Source organism: Methylophaga sp. UBA2496 (genome assembly GCF_002341635.1).
In the GTDB taxonomy this organism is placed as follows: domain Bacteria; phylum Pseudomonadota; class Gammaproteobacteria; order Nitrosococcales; family Methylophagaceae; genus Methylophaga.
In genome coordinates this window covers 391,748-408,980 of the sequence record NZ_DDOK01000005.1, presented here as the reverse complement: position 1 = coordinate 408,980, position 17,233 = coordinate 391,748, and the positions used below count along the sequence as shown (strand labels likewise).

General features: G+C 45.3%; 16 protein-coding genes. 8 read left to right on the top strand and 8 right to left on the bottom strand.

Translation table 11 applies throughout. The features are described 5' to 3' along the window. Nucleotide 1: 1 nt before the first annotated feature. The 4 genes from B2W60_RS09055 to B2W60_RS09040 are packed head-to-tail and all read right to left on the bottom strand — an operon-like array spanning nucleotide 2 to nucleotide 4,204. The gene (locus B2W60_RS09055) at nucleotides 2-418 is read right to left on the bottom strand and encodes a secondary thiamine-phosphate synthase enzyme YjbQ (RefSeq protein WP_292359554.1); all 417 of its coding nucleotides are present in this window, start codon (nucleotides 416-418) and stop codon (nucleotides 2-4) included. Beyond that, nucleotides 415-1,461 (bottom strand): anthranilate phosphoribosyltransferase, encoded by a 1,047-nt coding sequence (locus B2W60_RS09050; RefSeq protein WP_292359556.1) that lies wholly within the window; start codon nucleotides 1,459-1,461, stop codon nucleotides 415-417. The genes B2W60_RS09055 and B2W60_RS09050 overlap by 4 nt, the downstream gene beginning before the upstream one ends. Next, entirely contained in the window at nucleotides 1,462-3,474 is a 2,013-nt protein-coding gene (gene ligA, locus B2W60_RS09045) for an NAD-dependent DNA ligase LigA (RefSeq protein WP_292359558.1), read from the bottom strand. Next, nucleotides 3,458-4,204 carry a cell division protein ZipA C-terminal FtsZ-binding domain-containing protein gene (locus tag B2W60_RS09040; RefSeq protein WP_292359560.1) on the bottom strand — a complete coding sequence of 249 codons (747 nt, stop codon included), beginning with the start codon at nucleotides 4,202-4,204 and terminating at the stop codon, nucleotides 3,458-3,460. The genes ligA and B2W60_RS09040 overlap by 17 nt, the downstream gene beginning before the upstream one ends. 60 nt (nucleotides 4,205-4,264) lie before the next feature. Between B2W60_RS09040 and queF the strand changes: the two genes are divergently transcribed. From queF to B2W60_RS09020, 4 genes are all read left to right on the top strand, one after another. Next, complete coding sequence (queF, locus tag B2W60_RS09035) at nucleotides 4,265-4,654, top strand: preQ(1) synthase (protein WP_292359561.1); 390 nt, start codon at nucleotides 4,265-4,267, stop codon at nucleotides 4,652-4,654. Between the two features lie 2 nt (nucleotides 4,655-4,656). Then, nucleotides 4,657-5,934 (top strand): FGGY-family carbohydrate kinase, encoded by a 1,278-nt coding sequence (locus tag B2W60_RS09030; RefSeq protein WP_292359563.1) that lies wholly within the window; start codon nucleotides 4,657-4,659, stop codon nucleotides 5,932-5,934. A gap of 11 nt (nucleotides 5,935-5,945) precedes the next feature. Continuing rightward, nucleotides 5,946-6,698, top strand: coding sequence for a sulfate transporter CysZ (gene cysZ, locus B2W60_RS09025; protein ID WP_292359565.1), 753 nt, complete (start codon nucleotides 5,946-5,948; stop codon nucleotides 6,696-6,698). Nucleotides 6,699-7,184: 486 nt separating this feature from the next. Beyond that, on the top strand, nucleotides 7,185-9,233 hold the full coding sequence (locus B2W60_RS09020) for a TonB-dependent receptor family protein (protein ID WP_292359567.1): 2,049 nt from the start codon (nucleotides 7,185-7,187) through the stop codon (nucleotides 9,231-9,233). A gap of 59 nt (nucleotides 9,234-9,292) precedes the next feature. Here B2W60_RS09020 and B2W60_RS09015 read toward each other — a convergent pair whose 3' ends face one another. Further along, complete coding sequence (locus B2W60_RS09015; RefSeq protein WP_292359569.1) at nucleotides 9,293-9,499, bottom strand: (2Fe-2S)-binding protein; 207 nt, start codon at nucleotides 9,497-9,499, stop codon at nucleotides 9,293-9,295. 198 nt (nucleotides 9,500-9,697) lie between these two features. Between B2W60_RS09015 and B2W60_RS09010 the strand changes: the two genes are divergently transcribed. The 3 genes from B2W60_RS09010 (at nucleotide 9,698) to B2W60_RS09000 (ending at nucleotide 14,011) form a co-directional block, all read left to right on the top strand. Continuing rightward, entirely contained in the window at nucleotides 9,698-11,281 is a 1,584-nt protein-coding gene (locus B2W60_RS09010; protein ID WP_292359571.1) for a glucan biosynthesis protein G, read from the top strand. Further along, nucleotides 11,278-13,434, top strand: a complete 2,157-nt coding sequence (gene mdoH, locus B2W60_RS09005) for a glucans biosynthesis glucosyltransferase MdoH (RefSeq protein ID WP_292359573.1) — start codon at nucleotides 11,278-11,280, stop codon at nucleotides 13,432-13,434. Before B2W60_RS09010 ends, mdoH begins: the two co-directional genes overlap by 4 nt. Before the next feature lie 151 nt (nucleotides 13,435-13,585). Continuing rightward, nucleotides 13,586-14,011 carry a CBS domain-containing protein gene (locus B2W60_RS09000; protein WP_292359575.1) on the top strand — a complete coding sequence of 142 codons (426 nt, stop codon included), beginning with the start codon at nucleotides 13,586-13,588 and terminating at the stop codon, nucleotides 14,009-14,011. Nucleotides 14,012-14,088: 77 nt separating this feature from the next. On the opposite strand, the gene B2W60_RS08995 is transcribed toward B2W60_RS09000, so the two are convergent. Genes B2W60_RS08995 through B2W60_RS08985 form a run of 3 tightly spaced genes read right to left on the bottom strand, consistent with a single transcriptional unit; the run spans nucleotide 14,089 to nucleotide 16,657 of the window. Beyond that, nucleotides 14,089-14,703, bottom strand: coding sequence for a class I SAM-dependent methyltransferase (locus tag B2W60_RS08995; RefSeq protein ID WP_292359576.1), 615 nt, complete (start codon nucleotides 14,701-14,703; stop codon nucleotides 14,089-14,091). Nucleotides 14,704-14,718: 15 nt separating this feature from the next. Continuing rightward, on the bottom strand, nucleotides 14,719-15,906 hold the full coding sequence (locus B2W60_RS08990) for a pyridoxal phosphate-dependent aminotransferase (protein ID WP_292359578.1): 1,188 nt from the start codon (nucleotides 15,904-15,906) through the stop codon (nucleotides 14,719-14,721). Beyond that, on the bottom strand, nucleotides 15,890-16,657 hold the full coding sequence (locus B2W60_RS08985; protein ID WP_292359580.1) for an HAD family hydrolase: 768 nt from the start codon (nucleotides 16,655-16,657) through the stop codon (nucleotides 15,890-15,892). Before B2W60_RS08985 ends, B2W60_RS08990 begins: the two co-directional genes overlap by 17 nt. 109 nt (nucleotides 16,658-16,766) lie before the next feature. Here B2W60_RS08985 and dksA point away from each other — a divergent pair, with 109 nt between their 5' ends. Then, the gene (dksA, locus tag B2W60_RS08980) at nucleotides 16,767-17,189 is read left to right on the top strand and encodes an RNA polymerase-binding protein DksA (RefSeq protein ID WP_292359582.1); all 423 of its coding nucleotides are present in this window, start codon (nucleotides 16,767-16,769) and stop codon (nucleotides 17,187-17,189) included. The last annotated feature ends 44 nt before the right edge of the window (nucleotides 17,190-17,233 follow it).

Below are 17,233 nucleotides of genomic sequence, written 5' to 3'. Positions count from 1 at the left end.
ATTATTCACCCTGTACTGTCACGATCACCCGACGCTGCTGGCGATGCGTGCGGTGTTCCCATAAATAGATTCCCTGCCATATTCCCAGGGCACATTTGCCATTGCTGACCGGTACCACCAGATCCGGATTGGTCAGTACCGTTCGGATATGCGCGCTCATATCATCCGGACCTTCATCCTGATGTAAAAACATGGGGTCACCATCCGGAACGATATGCTGCATATAGGTTTCCAGATCACGTCTGACATCCGGATCGGCATTTTCACAAATCATCAACGATGCACTGGTATGTTGAACAAACACATGGCATGTGCCGGTTGTAATACCCGATGCTGACACAATTTTGGTCACATCATCGCTGATATTCAGCGTGCTGCGACCATTCATTTCAAATTGTAATTGCTGTTGCAGAATCATTTTGTTTGCCCTTTTTGAAATGTAGCAAAGGCTTTACCCGAGTCCAGAACGTTTCTGACTAAATCGCCGGCTTTAGACTGACCACTGACGAGTCCACAATGCCAGATAGCCATCGCTGCCCCGTAAACCAGCAGATCGTAAGCCACACCTTTTTCACCCTGTAATGCTGCCAGACCACGTTGGGCAGATTCGGCGGCCGTCAGTTTTTCCAGTTCAGGCATCACCCCACGGGTTTGTTGATCTACACCAAAAGCCTGTGGATCTAATGCGCAGGGTTTTAATGCGCCATCTATCAGTAAAAAATTATCAGATGATTCACGTAGCGTCGGCACAATGCCACCTTCCAGGCCACGTACAATCAATGCACTGTCAAAACCACTCTGCTTTGCCAGATACGCCAGAACCGGAGGATAGGCTTTATGCACAAAGCCAATTTGCAAATGCGTTTTTTTAGCCTTAACCGGCATCACCAGTTTTTCCAGCGTAGCCAGACTGGGGCGTTTAATCATTAATCGACGTAAATCCTGTAAAGCAAACAAGCTGGGCGTAGTAATTGCCTGATCCAGATAGGCCCAACCTATATCAGCATCATTTAATTGCTTGACTGCTTCAGCGACACTGAGTCGGATATTGACCCCAGCGGCTTCGAGAACCTGTGCATGGGTGACACCGAATTTCGGTGCCATTTCATAGACACCTTGTGATAAGGCCGGTAATCCACACGCGGCCATTACCGAAGGTAAAAATGCCGCAATCGGACAATGTCGGCTGAAACCATTAAACGGATCGGAAAGCAGCATGACATTTTCAACATCTAATGGCTGCTGACCGGTGACTTCCTGCATGGCCAGTAATAAGCCCAGATTTTCCTCATCGGTCTCACGTTTCATGCGCAATGCAATCAACATCACTGCCATTCGCACCGGATCAACCTTTCCGGACAGAATCTCCAGCATCGCCTCGCGACTCTCCTCCAGACTGAGATCTTTACTCAGATGGGGGCCGGTAGCGACTTTTTTGATGGCATCGGCAACTGCACTCATTTAATTAATCCACTGTATTAAGGTCGCTTCATCGACCACTTCAATCCCGAGGGATTGGGCTTTATTCAATTTTGAACCGGCATCTCTTCCGGCAACCACATAATCGGTTTTGGCAGACACGCTGCCAGCCACTTTGGCACCTAATGCTAATAATTTCTCTTTGGCTTCACTGCGTGACAGGTTTTCCAGCGTGCCTGTCAATACAACGGTTTTACCAGTTAATTCCGAATCAGCGTAAACCGGTTTTTCTTCTGGCCAGCTCACTCCAGCATCCAACAGCCGCTGGATCACATCAAGATTATGTTCCTGACGGAAAAAGGTATAAATATGGTGAGCAACGACCGGCCCCACATCTTCAATTTCAATTAATTCGTCTTCTTTGGCTGTGGTTAATTTGTCTAATTTGACAAAGTGTAATGCCAATGATCGCGCAGTGGCTTCCCCCACTTCCCGAATACCTAATGCATATAAAAAACGTGCAAAACGGGTATTTTTTGCATGGTTTAATGCATTCACCAGGTTTTCGGCTGATTTGTCGCCCATACGATCCAATGCTGAAAACTGTGCTTTGGTCAGATAAAACAAATCGGCTGGATCTTTGATTAATTCTGCATCGACCAGTTGTTCAACAATCTTATCGCCCAGGCCATCAATATCCAGCGCTTTACGTGAAGCAAAATGTTTAATAGCTTCCTTGCGTTGTGCGCCACAGAATAATCCACCACTGCAACGGGCTACTGCCTCGCCTTCAACCCGTTCAACTTCGGCACCGCAAACCGGACACTGGCTGGGCATCACAAATTCGACAGCATTGTCAGGACGTTTGTCTTTGACTACCTGAACCACTTCTGGAATAACATCCCCTGCCCGTCGAATAATGACTGTATCGCCGATGCGAACATCCTTACGGCGAACTTCATCTTCATTATGCAGGGTAGCATTACTCACTGTAACGCCTCCGACAAAAACTGGCTGTAATCGAGCAACCGGCGTTAACGCACCGGTACGACCCACCTGTACTTCAATATCCAGAACCTGAGTGCTTTCTTCCTGCGCCGGAAATTTATAGGCAATGGCCCAGCGCGGTGCGCGTGAAACAAAACCCAGACGGTCCTGCAACCGACTGTCATCAACCTTGAATACCACACCATCAATATCGTAAGACAGGCTGGCACGCCGTTCGCCAATTTGATGCAGATATTCCAGACATTCATCCACACCCTGCAGCTGTTTGGTATCAGGGCACACTGCCCCACCCCATTTTTTAATAATCTGCATGGCTTCGGTATGACTGGCCGGGCGTTCCATGCCCTCGATTTCGCCAAGTCCATAACAGAACAACGCCAAAGGACGGCTGGCTGTTACAGATGAATCAAGTTGTCTTAATGAACCTGCAGCAGCATTGCGTGGATTCACAAACAATTTTTCATTGTTTGCCAAACGCTGTTGATTCAGCTTTTCGAAACCTGCTTTTGGCATATAGATTTCACCACGTATTTCAACCACTTGCGGAACATTGTTACCATGAAGTTTTAAAGGTATATTCCGGATAGTGCGAACATTTTCGGTAACATCCTCCCCTACCGCACCATCCCCACGGGTGGCTGCCTGTACCAGTAAACCATTTTCATAACGAATGCTGATGGCAAGACCATCGAGTTTTGGTTCGGCAGCATAGGTAATCACCGCATCGGTATTCAAACGATCACGCACCCGCTGGTTAAAAGCTGTTAATTCCGCTTCGTCAAATACATTATCCAGCGATAACATCGGCATCGCATGGGTAACTTGTGTGAATTTATTTAACGGTGCTGAACCGACACGCTGTGTGGGCGAATCAGGCGTGACTAATACGGGATACTTGGTTTCCAGCTGTTTTAATTCGGCAAATAAGCGGTCATATTCAGCGTCAGTTACTTCCGGATCATCAGCGCTGTAATACAGGAAATTATAACGGTTGATTAAATCTCGAAGTTGTTGTGCCCGTTCACTGATTTCAGGTGAAATCGTCATCAGATTTATTGCCTGCCTGCAAAGATAAATTTAACTCAAAAATCCGGTTGCGAATGGCTTCCAAATGCTTGTCAGTTATCGGTTCACGCTTTTCATCACAAAGAATCCCCCCCAGATAGGCGGTTAATTGCTGAGCGGCATCAAGCATGGAATCAAATACGGTCAAACCATTTACCGGACCGGGAAGTCTTGCAAACACTAATAAACCGGGTGTTTTCATCGAAATCAGCTGATCCGGCAATAAAGTGCCGGGATCGAGAATATTGGCGACGCTGAAAAGTGTTTGGCGTCGATTATTCACGGTATAACGATGATAAATCTGCATATCACCAAAATGCATTTCCTGCTGATCCAGCGCAGATTTGATTGCGCGACCGGTAAACATCTGTGATTCCGGAGCCATTATGGTCAGCGCAACCACCATTTCCCAATCTGGTGCTTCGTCAGCCTCTTCATCATCGAACTCGTCTTCATCCGACTCAACGGCTACATTAGGATCTTCGGCTTGATCCGAATCCAACCGCACTTTGGGTCCGTCGGATAAATCCACGGTATCTTGCGCAAATACCGAATCAAATCGCGCGTGAAAATCACTATTATCAGCTTCATCGAAGCGATCCAGTTCGCGCTCAAATTCCTGGGCACGCTGCTGTTGCCGCGAATGGGTATACCAGCCGCCGATAACCAGCGCCACTAAAACAACTACAGACAGGAGAATGATTTCAAACACTTAATTAAATCTGCCAACTCAGGGATAATAACGGTTTTATAAACCTCTCAGAGATTACCTATGTCTACGCTACCAAGCAAACAACTGGAAACCTTCGATAACGCCGTACCGGAGCGGGATTATACCATCCACATCGAAACACCTGAATTTACTTGTCTGTGTCCGAAAACCGGTCAACCGGATTTTGCCACGATTAAGATCGATTATGTACCGGATCTGAAATGCGTCGAGCTGAAATCCCTGAAACTGTATTTCTGGTCGTATCGTGAAGAAGGCGGTTTTCATGAAAAACTGACCAACCAAATTCTCACCGATCTGGTCGCGGCAACTGATCCCCGGTTTATGCGGGTAACCGGTATTTTCAATGTACGTGGCGGTGTCTACACCAATGTGGTTGCTGAATATCGTAAAGAAGGTTGGGTTGCACCAACACCTGTTCAGCTTCCATAAAGATGCGCAACAGCGCATGGATTGGCATTGATTTCGGCACCTCCGGGTGCCGGGTTTGCGCCATTGATAAATCGGGGGCTATTCTCGCCCAAACCGAACTGACACTCCCCGCATCTCCGCAGCCCTATCCTTCCGCAAAACAACAATCTCACTTTGTTTTTGCCACTTTAAAAAACCTGTTATGTCAGATTCCCGATGTTGAAGTTGAGTCCATTGTTATTGATGCTACATCAGGTTCAGTCATGTTGTGCGATCTACAGGGACGTCCACTTAGTGAGATGTTGATGTATAACGATCAACGCGCCATAAATGCAAGTCAGCAAATTGACAAAACGGCACCAGCTGACTCAGCAGCGCACGGTCCCGGCAGCGGACTGGCAAAATTACTGTACCTCCAGAGAACCTTGGCCTTACCGGAAAAATACTATTTAGCACACCAGGCGGACTGGCTGGCAATTCAATTAGGAGCCAAACCGGGCACCACCGATTATAACAATGCATTAAAGTCAGGGTTTGATATCGTAAACAATCAATGGCCGAGCTGGATAGAATCGCTTACTTCAACTGACGTTTTACCCAATGTCGTTACACCTGGCACGGTGATTGGCAAACTGTCGGAATCATCGATGCAAAAAATTGGGCTGAAACAGTCTTTTTCACCGATTCTTAAAGCCGGTACAACGGATAGTCTTGCCGCATTTATCGCAACAGGTGCAAATGCGATTGGCGAAGCTGTTACCTCTCTGGGTTCCACGCTGGTATTGAAACTTATCTGCCAGAAACCGGTATTTGATGCAAAGCGAGGAATTTACAGCCATAAACTGGGCAAATTCTGGCTTTGTGGTGGCGCATCCAATTCTGGCGGTGCAGTATTAAGACATTTTTTTAATAATGAGCAACTGAGAACGTTAAGTCAGAAAATTGATTTACAACAGTCACCACCCGATTATTATCCGCTGCTTAAGTCCGGAGAACGCTTTCCAATAGCGGATGCAGACTACCCGCCAAGAATGCAGCCACGCCCAGCGGAAGATCATGTGTTTTTATATGGGTTGCTGGCTGGTATCGCCAGTATAGAAAAAGCTGGATACGATTGTTTGCAACAGCTCAGTGAGTCAAAATTAATATCCATTCGCAGTGTTGGTGGTGGTTCAGATAATTCTGTATGGACCCGATTACGTCAATCTTTATTACGGGTGTCATTTAAACAAACCCACCAAACCGATGCAGCTTATGGCAGTGCATTACTCGCTAGAGACGGCCTCAGGTTATTTGAATAAGGTATTGATAAATGGGTGATTTCATTCAAGGCTCGCGTTATTTATTAAGTGGATTCAAACTCATAAATCAACCCGGTGTACGCCGTTTTGCCTATATCCCTATATTCATTAATACGCTACTGTTTGCCGGTGCAATCTGGTTTGGTATCACTCAGTTTGAAGACTGGATGACCCAATTGACACCGACCTGGTTACCGGAATGGTTATCCAATGCATTGATGTGGATTCTCTGGCCATTGTTTGCGATCTTGATTGTGTTAATGGTGTTTTTCACTTTTTCCATTCTCGCCAATATTGTTGCCGCACCGTTTAATGGATTGTTAGCTGAAGCGGTTGAAAAACGACTTTCCAATCAACCACCGCCAGAACAAACGCTCTTGCAATTAATCGCCGATACGCCGCGAATGATTTTCAATGAATTACGTAAACTGGTTTATTTGCTGAAGTGGATGATTCCATTATTCATCCTTTCATGGATACCAGGCATTAATCTGATTGCGCCCTTGTTATGGCTGTTTTTTTCCAGCTGGACACTGGCGCTTGATTACCATGACTACCCGTTAGGAAATCATCTGATGGGGTTTAAACAACAGCGTGAACTGCTCAGAACCAAACGTTCATTAGCTTTAGGGTTCGGCATGACAACGCTGGGAGCAACCATGATTCCGGTAGTGAACTTTCTGATTATCCCGGTGGCTGTTGCTGGTGCAACAGCACTTTATGTCGGGCGTTTAAAAAGCCTTACAAAAATACATCAACAGTAATTAACCGTCAGCCCACATGCGCAAAAGTTTGTGTTAATACCAACCTGATAACGAGTGGATCGTTGCCACTTCGGTATTTGATCAACGTTTGATTTTCAACTCCTGCATTAGATACCTTCTTCGCTGAATATTCGCATCCAGCCATTATTTTCAATTGTTCGATGTAAATCTGCAAAAGCCTGCTTTAGCTAATCACTGAACTCCCCCTAACGGTGAATGAAAAATCCCACATTTAAATGAAAACTTCTTGACAGGATAATAAGAACTATTATTATTCGCCTTTACATTTATTTACATAATCATGAATTCGACGTTTTAACTAAAAAATCGAATGCGTACTGAACTCCACCATCGAACAGACATTAGCGACATTCATATTTTGTGTAAGAAACAAACACGAATGAACACGAAGTTTTTCAGAGACGTTACAACGCAATTCTTATGCTGATCGTCACGTTTCAATATTTAAACCATTAAGGAAGGAACATGAGATTAAAACCACTGTATGTTATGCAGGTATTGGCAATCGCCAGTATTCCAATTTCAGCAAGTGCCGAAACACAAACCAGCACACAATTTAAAATGCCTGCAATGCAAGTTGTCGGTTCAGACGAGGATAGTATTTCACGTCAGACCGGTGCAGTAATCATCATTGATCGTGAAGAAATTGAACGTATTCAGCCAACGTCTACAGAAGACGTTTTACGTCGTGTACCGGGTATTAACGTCAAGACTGAAGAAGAGTCAGCTGTAGTCAGCAATGTGGGTATTCGCGGCCTTTCAGCCAGTGAATCGAAATCGTTGATTCTGGAAGATGGTGTACCTGTTGCACCTGGTTTATTTATCGGTAATGAACGTTATTTCAATCCTCGCATTCAGCGTATGGAAGGCATTGAAATACTGAAAGGCTCTTCATCTCTGCGTTATGGCCCTTCCACAATTGGCGGTGTTATCAACTATCAGACTAAAACTCCCGATGACGGTGTTCATGTTTCTACCCGGATTGGCTCATTTAATACCCGTGAAGCAACATTAGAAGCCGGTGGTCGCACAGAGTCAGGTGATGCTTTTGCCGGTGTAGTAGCTACCCGCGCTTTAAGTGATGGCTTTATGGACAAAGACTATCAAATGACCGACATAATGGTTAAAGCCGGTGCTGAACTGGCTGGCAATCAAAGCCTCGGCGTAAAATACTCATTTTATGAAAATAAAGCCAACATTTCCTACCGTGGATTACTGTTGGATGATTACAAGTCGGGCAGAACATATAACCCCGCGCCAGATGATTACTTTTTGACAGATCGTAAAGCTTTTGACGTTAACCATGAATTACGCATAAACGAAAATGCCACTCTGAATACACTCCTGTATTGGAGCGAAGTTACTCGTGATTACTGGCGTTATGATGTTGATACAGCAGCCTCGAATGTTGCTGGTCGTTGGGTTTACACTGACACACTGACAGGTAATAACCGTAGCTTCGAGCGCTACGGAGCGGAAACTCGACTCACTCTGGATCACGGCTTATTTGGTATAACAAACAAAGCTGAGTTCGGCTTGCGTTGGATGACAGAAGAATCTGATGATAAGCGAATTCGTGCTACGCGCGAACAGGATAGAACCGGTGTAAACGACCGCCACAGAGAAGACAGTGCAGATAGCCTTGCGGCTTTTGTCATGAACCGTTTTGATATTACAGAACGCTTCTCCGTTACACCGGGTATTCGAGTTGAATCTTACAGGCAAAAACAGAAGATATTGACTCAAAACAATGAATCTGAAAGCACATCCAATACCGAAGTTCTGCCAGGTATCGGCGCCACCTATCAATTGATTCCTGAAGCACAGCTATATGGTGGTGTTTACCGTGCATTCTCTCCTGCTTCAAATGGCGTGGCTCTGGATGGCCTGGTCGATCAGAATCTGGATGGCGAACGCTCAATAAACTACGAATTAGGGGTGCGTGGAGAAGTCGATCGTTTAACCTATGAACTCACCGGTTTTTATATGGATTTCGACAATCAGGTAGTCACTGGTAACTCCGATCCCAACCTTTCTCAATCCAATGCTGGTGAAACCAAACATTATGGTTTGGAGGCCGCACTGGGTTATGAACTTGGTGGAGGCTTCAGTGTCGACGGAAATTTGACCTGGGTTCCCTACTCAAGATTTGAGACCGGCGAGAATAGCGGTAACCGTCTACCCTACGCACCAAAACTCCTGGCTAACGTAGCGTTGAATTATACACAGGGTAAATTCTCGACATCATTAACTGCGCATCACCGTGGTGAACAATATGGTGATCCGACAAATCTTGAAGATATTCCAAACGATGCGGCGGGTGGTATATGGGGTGGCAAGATGTCGTCCTACACTGTGTACGATCTCTTTGCACAGTATCAGGTTAGTGAACAGCTCCGTTTGCGCGGTGCGGTTAAAAACCTGTCGGACAAACTTTATATTACCGGTCTTCGCCAAGGTATCTATGTTGGTCCAGAGCGTTCTTTCGAAGTTGGTTTTGATTACAGCTTCTAATCTGAAGCATATTGAGGTGCGGCAACTCGGCCGCACCTCAACTTCTGGTTGAACTGTTTTTATTGTTTAAACACAATTTCATCAAGCAGATTCTCAATATCATAATCACAGGAACCACAGCCAGAAATTGCGCCGGTTTTACGTGAAATGGTATCGCTATCCACAATTCCCTGCTCTACCAGGCTGATAATCTTGCCACGGGTCGTTCCACTGCAATCGCAAATTACTTCGTCAAGATTCTGGTGAATATCATTGTCGTTTTTCATCAAACTTGCCTGGCAATAAATTTTAATGCAAAAAATTTCAGATTTAATCATGCATATTCATACATGAGTTAATATTAACTCAAGTTATTGTTACACCGTATCGAATCTGAAATAGTAACTATCGTTGAATCCAGTTTGGTTCGACAGAGTCTTCCCTATTTTTATCCCCATATCATTCCGCAATAAGGATTTAGCCGCATGTTGAGTAATCTATCTCTTCATCCAAAAATCGACTATTCATTCACTATAAAGATCTTTTACGGGTTATTCATTGCCATTTTTATACTGTTGTTTTTCCAAACAAGCCATGCTGAAACGGCTGTCGAAAATGAACTCGAAAGCAAACCTTTTTCGCGGGATACAGTGATTGAAAATGCTCGTCAACTTGCTGAACAGCCGTTTAAAAAACCAGTATCAGCCCCTGAAGAATTGAAAAATCTTGACTACTCTACCTATCGGCAAATAAATTTTCAGCAAAATGCGGCCATTTGGGGCGGCACCCCCACCAGGTTTTCAGTGCAGTTATTTGCACCGGGATTTCTCTATCAGGATTTGATTGATATTGATGTGGTAGAAAATGGCGAGTCTTTTCCAGTTGAACTTTCTGAAAACTCTTTCAGCGTGCCGAATGACGATATTGGCAAAAAAATAGCTGAAGTCGGTAAGTATGCTGGCCTGCGTTTGCACTATCCCCTGAACAGCGAGGATCATCACGATGAATTTATCGTTTTCCAAGGGGCAAGTTATTTCAGAATCGTATCGCAAGGACAGCTGTATGGTATTTCAGCTCGCGGACTTGCCATTGATGTAGCACAACCCACAGGTGAAGAGTTTCCACTATTTAAAAAGTTCTGGATTGAACGACCTTCATCAAAACAGAATGCCATTGTGGTACATGCCTTACTTGACAGTAAAAGCATCACAGGAGCCTATCGTTTTGGCATTCATCCAGGTGCCCCCAGCAGGGTTGATGTCGACGCTATATTATTTCCGCGAGCAGATATCAAACATGCCGGACTTGCACCGTTAACTTCCATGTTTATGCATGGTGGTATGGATCGCCCCGATCAGCTTGATTATCGTCCTGCAGTACACGATTCCGAAGGACTGCAAATGCTAAATGGTCAGGGTGAGCGGCTTTGGCGCCCCCTGATTAATCCACAAACTTTGCAAGTCAGTGCTTTTATCGATGAAAACCCGAAAGGTTTCGGTTTAATCCAACGACACCGCGACTTCAATTATTATCAGGATTTGGAAGCTAAATATCATCAGCGTCCCTCCGCCTGGGTTAAACCGGCAGGTGACTGGGGTAAAGGTCAGGTAGAACTGGTTGAGATCCCATCGGCTTCTGAAGAAAATGACAATATTGTTGCTTATTGGAAACCCGCGGATGGTCTTAAAAAAGGTGAACCTTTTAAATTTTCCTACACGTTAATATCGCCCGATGATGTGCCGGCTGATATGAATGAAACTCGCATCGTCGGCAGTGCCAGTGGCCTGAAACTGTTTGATGGTAATAAGGAAGTATTGATCGATTACAGTAATATCAGCAGCGAAGATCTGGATCAAATTGAGGTTATCGCCAGCATCAGCCAGGGCAAGATTATGGAAAGTCGTATTGAGGCAAATCCGCATATCAATGGTGCAAGGGTATTTATCACGTTTGATGCTGAAGATGCTGATGTGGCGGAGTTACGGGTTCAGTTAAACAAGCATGATGTAAATGCTGCTCCCACATGGCTTTACAGATGGATTAGCAGGGACTGGAACAATTCTCTATGACCCTGGATTTACGGATTAACAATACAGAAAAGCGCATTCATTACGAACCTGCTCTGCCCCCCGAATCGCCATTGGCAATGCCGCGCCATGGTGTCTACGAACAGGGACTCCCAATGCGCCCTGGCCAGCGGACATTTTTCTACATCTTGCGCACACTCATTTCCCGGTTATTTGTGCTTGGGGTGATGTTGGGTTTGTCATATTATGGTGTTTCTGAAATCTATGGTGTGTTAAGCACAACCAATGTCGTCACTAATCTGCAGTGGCTGTTTTTAATCCTGTTCAGCATCAACTTCCTTTGGGTCTCGTTTGCTTTCGCCCAGGCATTGCTCGGCTTCTTATTACATCTCAAGCCAAGACTGATTAAACAACCCGAACGGGAACCCGACTTTACTACCGCCATATTGCTGCCCATCTATAATGAAGATCCTATTCGTATCAAGGCAGCACTCAAGGTGATGCGTGATGACTTACTGGAAAAGGCACCGGGAAAATATGCATTTTTTCTGCTCAGTGATACCAACAAGGCAGATGCCTGGATTGCTGAAGAGCAGGCATTTTTTGATCTCATAAACAAGGATGAATCAGGCTGTCCGGTTTATTACCGCCGACGTCAGCAGAATACCGAGCGTAAAGCAGGCAATATCGGAGATTGGGTACAACGCTGGGGCGGTGCCTATGACGCTATGATCGTGCTGGATGCGGACAGCGTGATGAATGCAGAAAGTATGCTGACGCTATCCAGGCGGTTGGCGGCATCACCCAGTGTGGGATTAATACAAACCTTACCGACCATTGTGCGTGCCAATACGCTCTATGGCCGACTACAGCAGTTTGCCAATCATTGTTTTGGCCCAATTTATGCCGAAGGCTTATCCGCCTGGCATGGCCTTTCGTCTAATTTTTGGGGCCATAATGCCATTATCCGTACTCGTGCATTTGCCGAGTCATCACATTTACCTCTCTTGCCGGGTAAACCACCTTTTGGTGGTCATGTATTGAGTCATGATTTTATTGAAGCCGCATTATTACGACGTGCTGGCTGGGGAGTTCGATTTGATACGGATATCCAGTCTACTTATGAAGAGTCTCCCCCTTCACTGATTGATATCATGATTCGGGATCGCCGGTGGTGTCAGGGCAATCTGCAACACACGCCATTTATGTTTGCTCAGGGGTTTGTATTACCCACCCGTTTACATATATTTTCCGGACTGATGTCATATTTAAGTGCGGTTTTCTGGCTGTCTCTCATCGTTGTCGGCCTAGCCATTGCTGTTCAGGCCAGATACGTCCGTCCGGAATATTTTGCTAATCCTTCACTCTTTCCCACCTGGCCCGTATTCGATTCTGAACGCGCGCTAACGCTGTTTATCGTCTCAATGGCTATCGTTATTGCACCAAAAGTATTCGGCTGGTTTGCAGCGCTGATAAATATTCCACGTTGCATGAAGTTTGGCGGCCCGATTCTGCTGACGTTTAGCGTTATTCTGGAAATACTCATGTCCGCTTTGTATGCGCCAATATTAATGGTGCATCAGTTTGGTGTGGTTGTTGGAATTTTTCGCGGTAAGGACAGTGGCTGGATGCCACAGTCACGAAATGATGGCGCGTTGAGTTGGTCATCTGTGGCCAGAGCTCATGCGGGACATACATTGTTCGGCATCATTCTCGCCGTTATTGCTTTGTTGTTGAGCATTGAACTGTTTTACTGGTTACTGCCGATTACCGGTGGATTGATGTTGTCTATTCCCTTATCCTGGATAAGTGGTGGTTCAAGACGCAGTAAACTGATTAAATGGTCTGGTCTGCTTCGTTGCCCGGAAGAAAAAAGACCATCCCCCATTCTGGTGGCTTTGGATCAACAATTGTCAGCGCTCCCCGAACAACCCAAACAACATGCATTCATCAGACTGATCAATGATCCACAGTTGTGTAAGTGGCATATTGCCCAACTACCGGAAAATGCTGGGCAACCTCCAGTGTTCCATGCACCTCGGATATTGGCAGAGTGGAAAGTACGTCATGCTGAAACTATGCAGCAGCTTGAGTCCTGGCTTGAGAATCAAGAGGAACTGGCCTTTTTGAGTCAACGTGATTGTTTACAGCAACTCAAAAGTCTGGAAAGCAACTTAACAAAGAAGGTGATTTAGTTTTAATTAAGTACTCAAACAGCAAAATACTGCTGGCTGAATCAACTTCTCAATTGGGTTGAATTTCCTCTCTGCTGCTCCATGTATTTTATGTGAGCCTGTGTTTTGGGCTGACCCTCATCTCAAATGAGACAATCTAAGGAGAAATTCTATGTTGCGAGTGAAAGATGTGATGACGAAACAACCTTTTTATCTTGATGCCGACGTCAGCATTCAGGAAGTTTCTCAAATTATGCGCGATAAAAATTTGGGTTTTGTGCCATTGAGTAAAGAGAACCGAATCATTGGCGTAATAACCGATCGTGACATCGCGCTCAGAGTAGTTGCTGAGGCGAAAGATCCTCATCAGAAAGCCCGAAACATTGCTACTGAACGGGTTTTGTATACCTATGAAGATAAACCGATTGAGGAAGTCGTTCAGAATATGGCTGATCAACAGGTTCAACGTTTTTTAGTTTTAAATAATGCTAAAAACGAAGAACTGGTGGGCATTGTAACGTTAGGTGACATTGCTGATCGTTGCAAAGATGAAGCCATGGCAAAAAAAGTGATTAACGCTGCCCGACATTACCATTAATTTTTACGGAAAAGATAAACATCAGCCTTTTGGTTCGACTCAGAGTATAAACAGGCTTTGAGTCGAACCATGGATAATCAGTCCAGTGCTTCTTCTGGTTTTTGTACAATCAGATAAAGGTGTAACTCCGGATATTGATCATATTCCAGATGCCGACAGACCGCACCCGCTTCATCAATGACCCTGAGAGTCTCAGGAATTCCCAAAACACTGTAATACATTGGCGGCCCCATGGCCGAATCGGTTTTTTCAGATGCCTTATCCATAGCACCAGTGGTAAAAATCAATACACCACCAGGTGTCAGGGCATCGATTAACCTGGTCATAACAGGTTGCTGCTGATTTAATGGCAAATGCCAGATGCTGTCCCAGGCTGATATAAAACTGTATTGTCTGGGAATTTTCCATTTGCTGATATCGGCATGGTAAAAGGTGTGCTTTGGGTGTCTCTGACGAGCAAATCCAAGCATTTTTTCTGAGATATCCAACCCTTCAACTGCAAACCCATGACGAATTAACAAATCGATAATTCGTCCACTGGCTCCACAGCCAATATCCAAAGCATTTGATCTGTGTTTTACAAATGCAATTGCCCGTTCATGTTGGTTGATGCCATTGTCACGGTTGAAGTTGTCACTGTTCCAAACGTCAGCAATTTGATTATAACTATCGGCAACTTGTGTTGGTTTCATCGTTGGAGTAATGCTCTAAAACTTACGTAAAGCGGTATAAATCCGCTCAACAGCCTGTATTAACCGTGACTCATCTGTTGTGTAGGCAAATCGCACATGCTGATCAGCGAGATGGCTCCCAAAATCATTACCCGGCGTAATGGCTACTCCTGCTTCGCTCAGCAGATAGTTAGACAATGCCATACCATCAGGGATGGTGTCGTTTAAAAATTTACGACAATCCGCATATAAATAAAACGCACCCTGGGGTTTGACCGGTATCGAAAAACCTAATGTTTGCAGAGCTGGCAGCAATACATCCCGACGTTTTTCAAATGCCTGACGACGTTGTTCCAGGATATCCTGAGTTTCTCGGTCAAATGCGGCCAGCGCAGCATATTGTGCCGTAGTCGGTGCAGCCAGAAACAGATTCTGAGCCAGACGATCCATAACCGGCTCGAGACTTTCCGGCACCACTAACCAGCCTAATCGCCAACCGGTCATACCAAAGAATTTGGAAAAACTGTTGATCACGATCGCTTCGTCATCTACTTCCAAAATGGAGGGTAAATGCACGTTATCGTAATTTAATCCATGGTAAATCTCATCGACGACTAATACTCCCCGTTTGGCTTTTACAGCTTTTGCAAGGGCTTTTAAGCTGTCTTTATCAATAATGGTGCCGGTTGGGTTAGATGGTGTAGCAACCAGGGCCATTTGCGTGTCCTGATTCCAGTATTTTTCAATATGCTCTGAGGACAATTGATAAGCGGTATCTGCACCGACTGGAACCGAAACGGCTGAGGCTTCGACGAACCGGGCAAAATGGCGATTACAGGGATATCCCGGATCGGTCATCAGTAAATGTTTACCGGTTTCTAACAAAGCGCCCATCACCAACAGTAATGCACCGGATGCTCCAGGAGTAATAACAATGCGGCGGGGTGAAATGGTGAGCCCGTATTGTTGTTGATACCAGTTTGCAATTTTTTCCCGTAACGCCATCAACCCAAGCGACGGCGTGTAGAACGTGTCGCCTTTTTTTAAGGAAGCCATCGCTGCATCAATAATTGGCTGAGGCGTCAGAAAGTCCGGCTCACCAATTTCCAGGTGAATAATATCCCTGCCCTGCGCCTGCAGAACTTTCCCCTGCGACAGAATATCCATTACCTGAAACGGTTTAATATCCTGTGCACGTTGTGTGATGTTAATTGGCTTGGGCATGTAATTCCTGAATTGACTGGGCGCTTATGTAATCATTATCGATAGGTAACCCCGCTAAAACTGAACAGGGAGCGTTGGGTTCGCCGAGTTGATCAACGACGCAAACAGCATCGCTGAAATCTTCATTGGCAGTATAGGCGTTCATGGTAACCAGTGTGGTTAAACCGGCAGACCGGGCTGATAACAAACCGTTTGCCGAATCTTCAATCGCCAGGCATTGATCAGCCATAAGCTGCAACTGTTGCATACAATAATGATAAATATCAGGAGCAGGCTTTTTGGCTGGCACAATATCTCCCGCCGCGATACAGTCAAACCAATTCAAGGCATCTTCCCCCAATGTCGCTGAAATCAATGCTGTCACATTCTCAGGAGTTGTCGTTGTTGCAATGGCCAGTCTGATATCTGCCATTCTTAATTCTTCCAGCAATCTTTTAACACCCGGCCGTAACTGAATCGACTGACTCTCCAATAATTGCACATAGTGTCGGGTTTTCTCTGTATGCAATTTGGCAATCATTTCACTGTGTTCACCAGCATATCCGCACTGCAAATGGAAATTTTCCAGGTAATATTGAATACGCTCTTTGCCTCCGGTAACGGCCAGTAATTGACCATACAAATGCTCATCCCAATGCCAGTCCAGACCCGCATCGGCAAATGCGCGATTGAAGGCAATTCGGTGCCCATGACGCTCGGTTTCGGCCAAGGTCCCATCCACGTCAAATATAACGGCTTTTAAATGTTTCATCTGTCTCTTAATGTAAAAAATGCGTTAAAATAACTCGATTATTTTGCACATGCCAGAAGCTTCTGGTATAGATGCGCCCTTGTTTTTAGAAAGTATGAGGTTTGCCAACATGGACCCGAACCAAGATGATGTGAGTTTCACCCCGTACCAACCGGGTAGTGATGAAGAATACATGAGCAAAGATATGGTAAAGCATTTTCGGGGCATTCTCGAAAAATGGCGCTCACAACTCATGGAAGAAGTTGACCGTACTGTGCATCATATGCAGGACGAAGCAGCAAACTTCCCAGACCCAAATGACCGTGCAACTCAGGAAGAAGAGTTTACTCTGGAGCTACGCACGCGTGATCGTGAACGTAAACTGATCAAGAAAATTGAAGAGTCACTGATTGATTTGGATAAAGGTGATTACGGTTACTGTGAATCATGCGGTGTTGATATCGGTATCCGCCGTTTGGAAGCACGTCCCACTGCCACACTGTGTATAGATTGCAAAACACTGGATGAAATTCGCGAAAAAAATCGTGCCTGATTTTATCTGAAGACTCACCTCATACTTGAAAAAGGTAGGTCCTG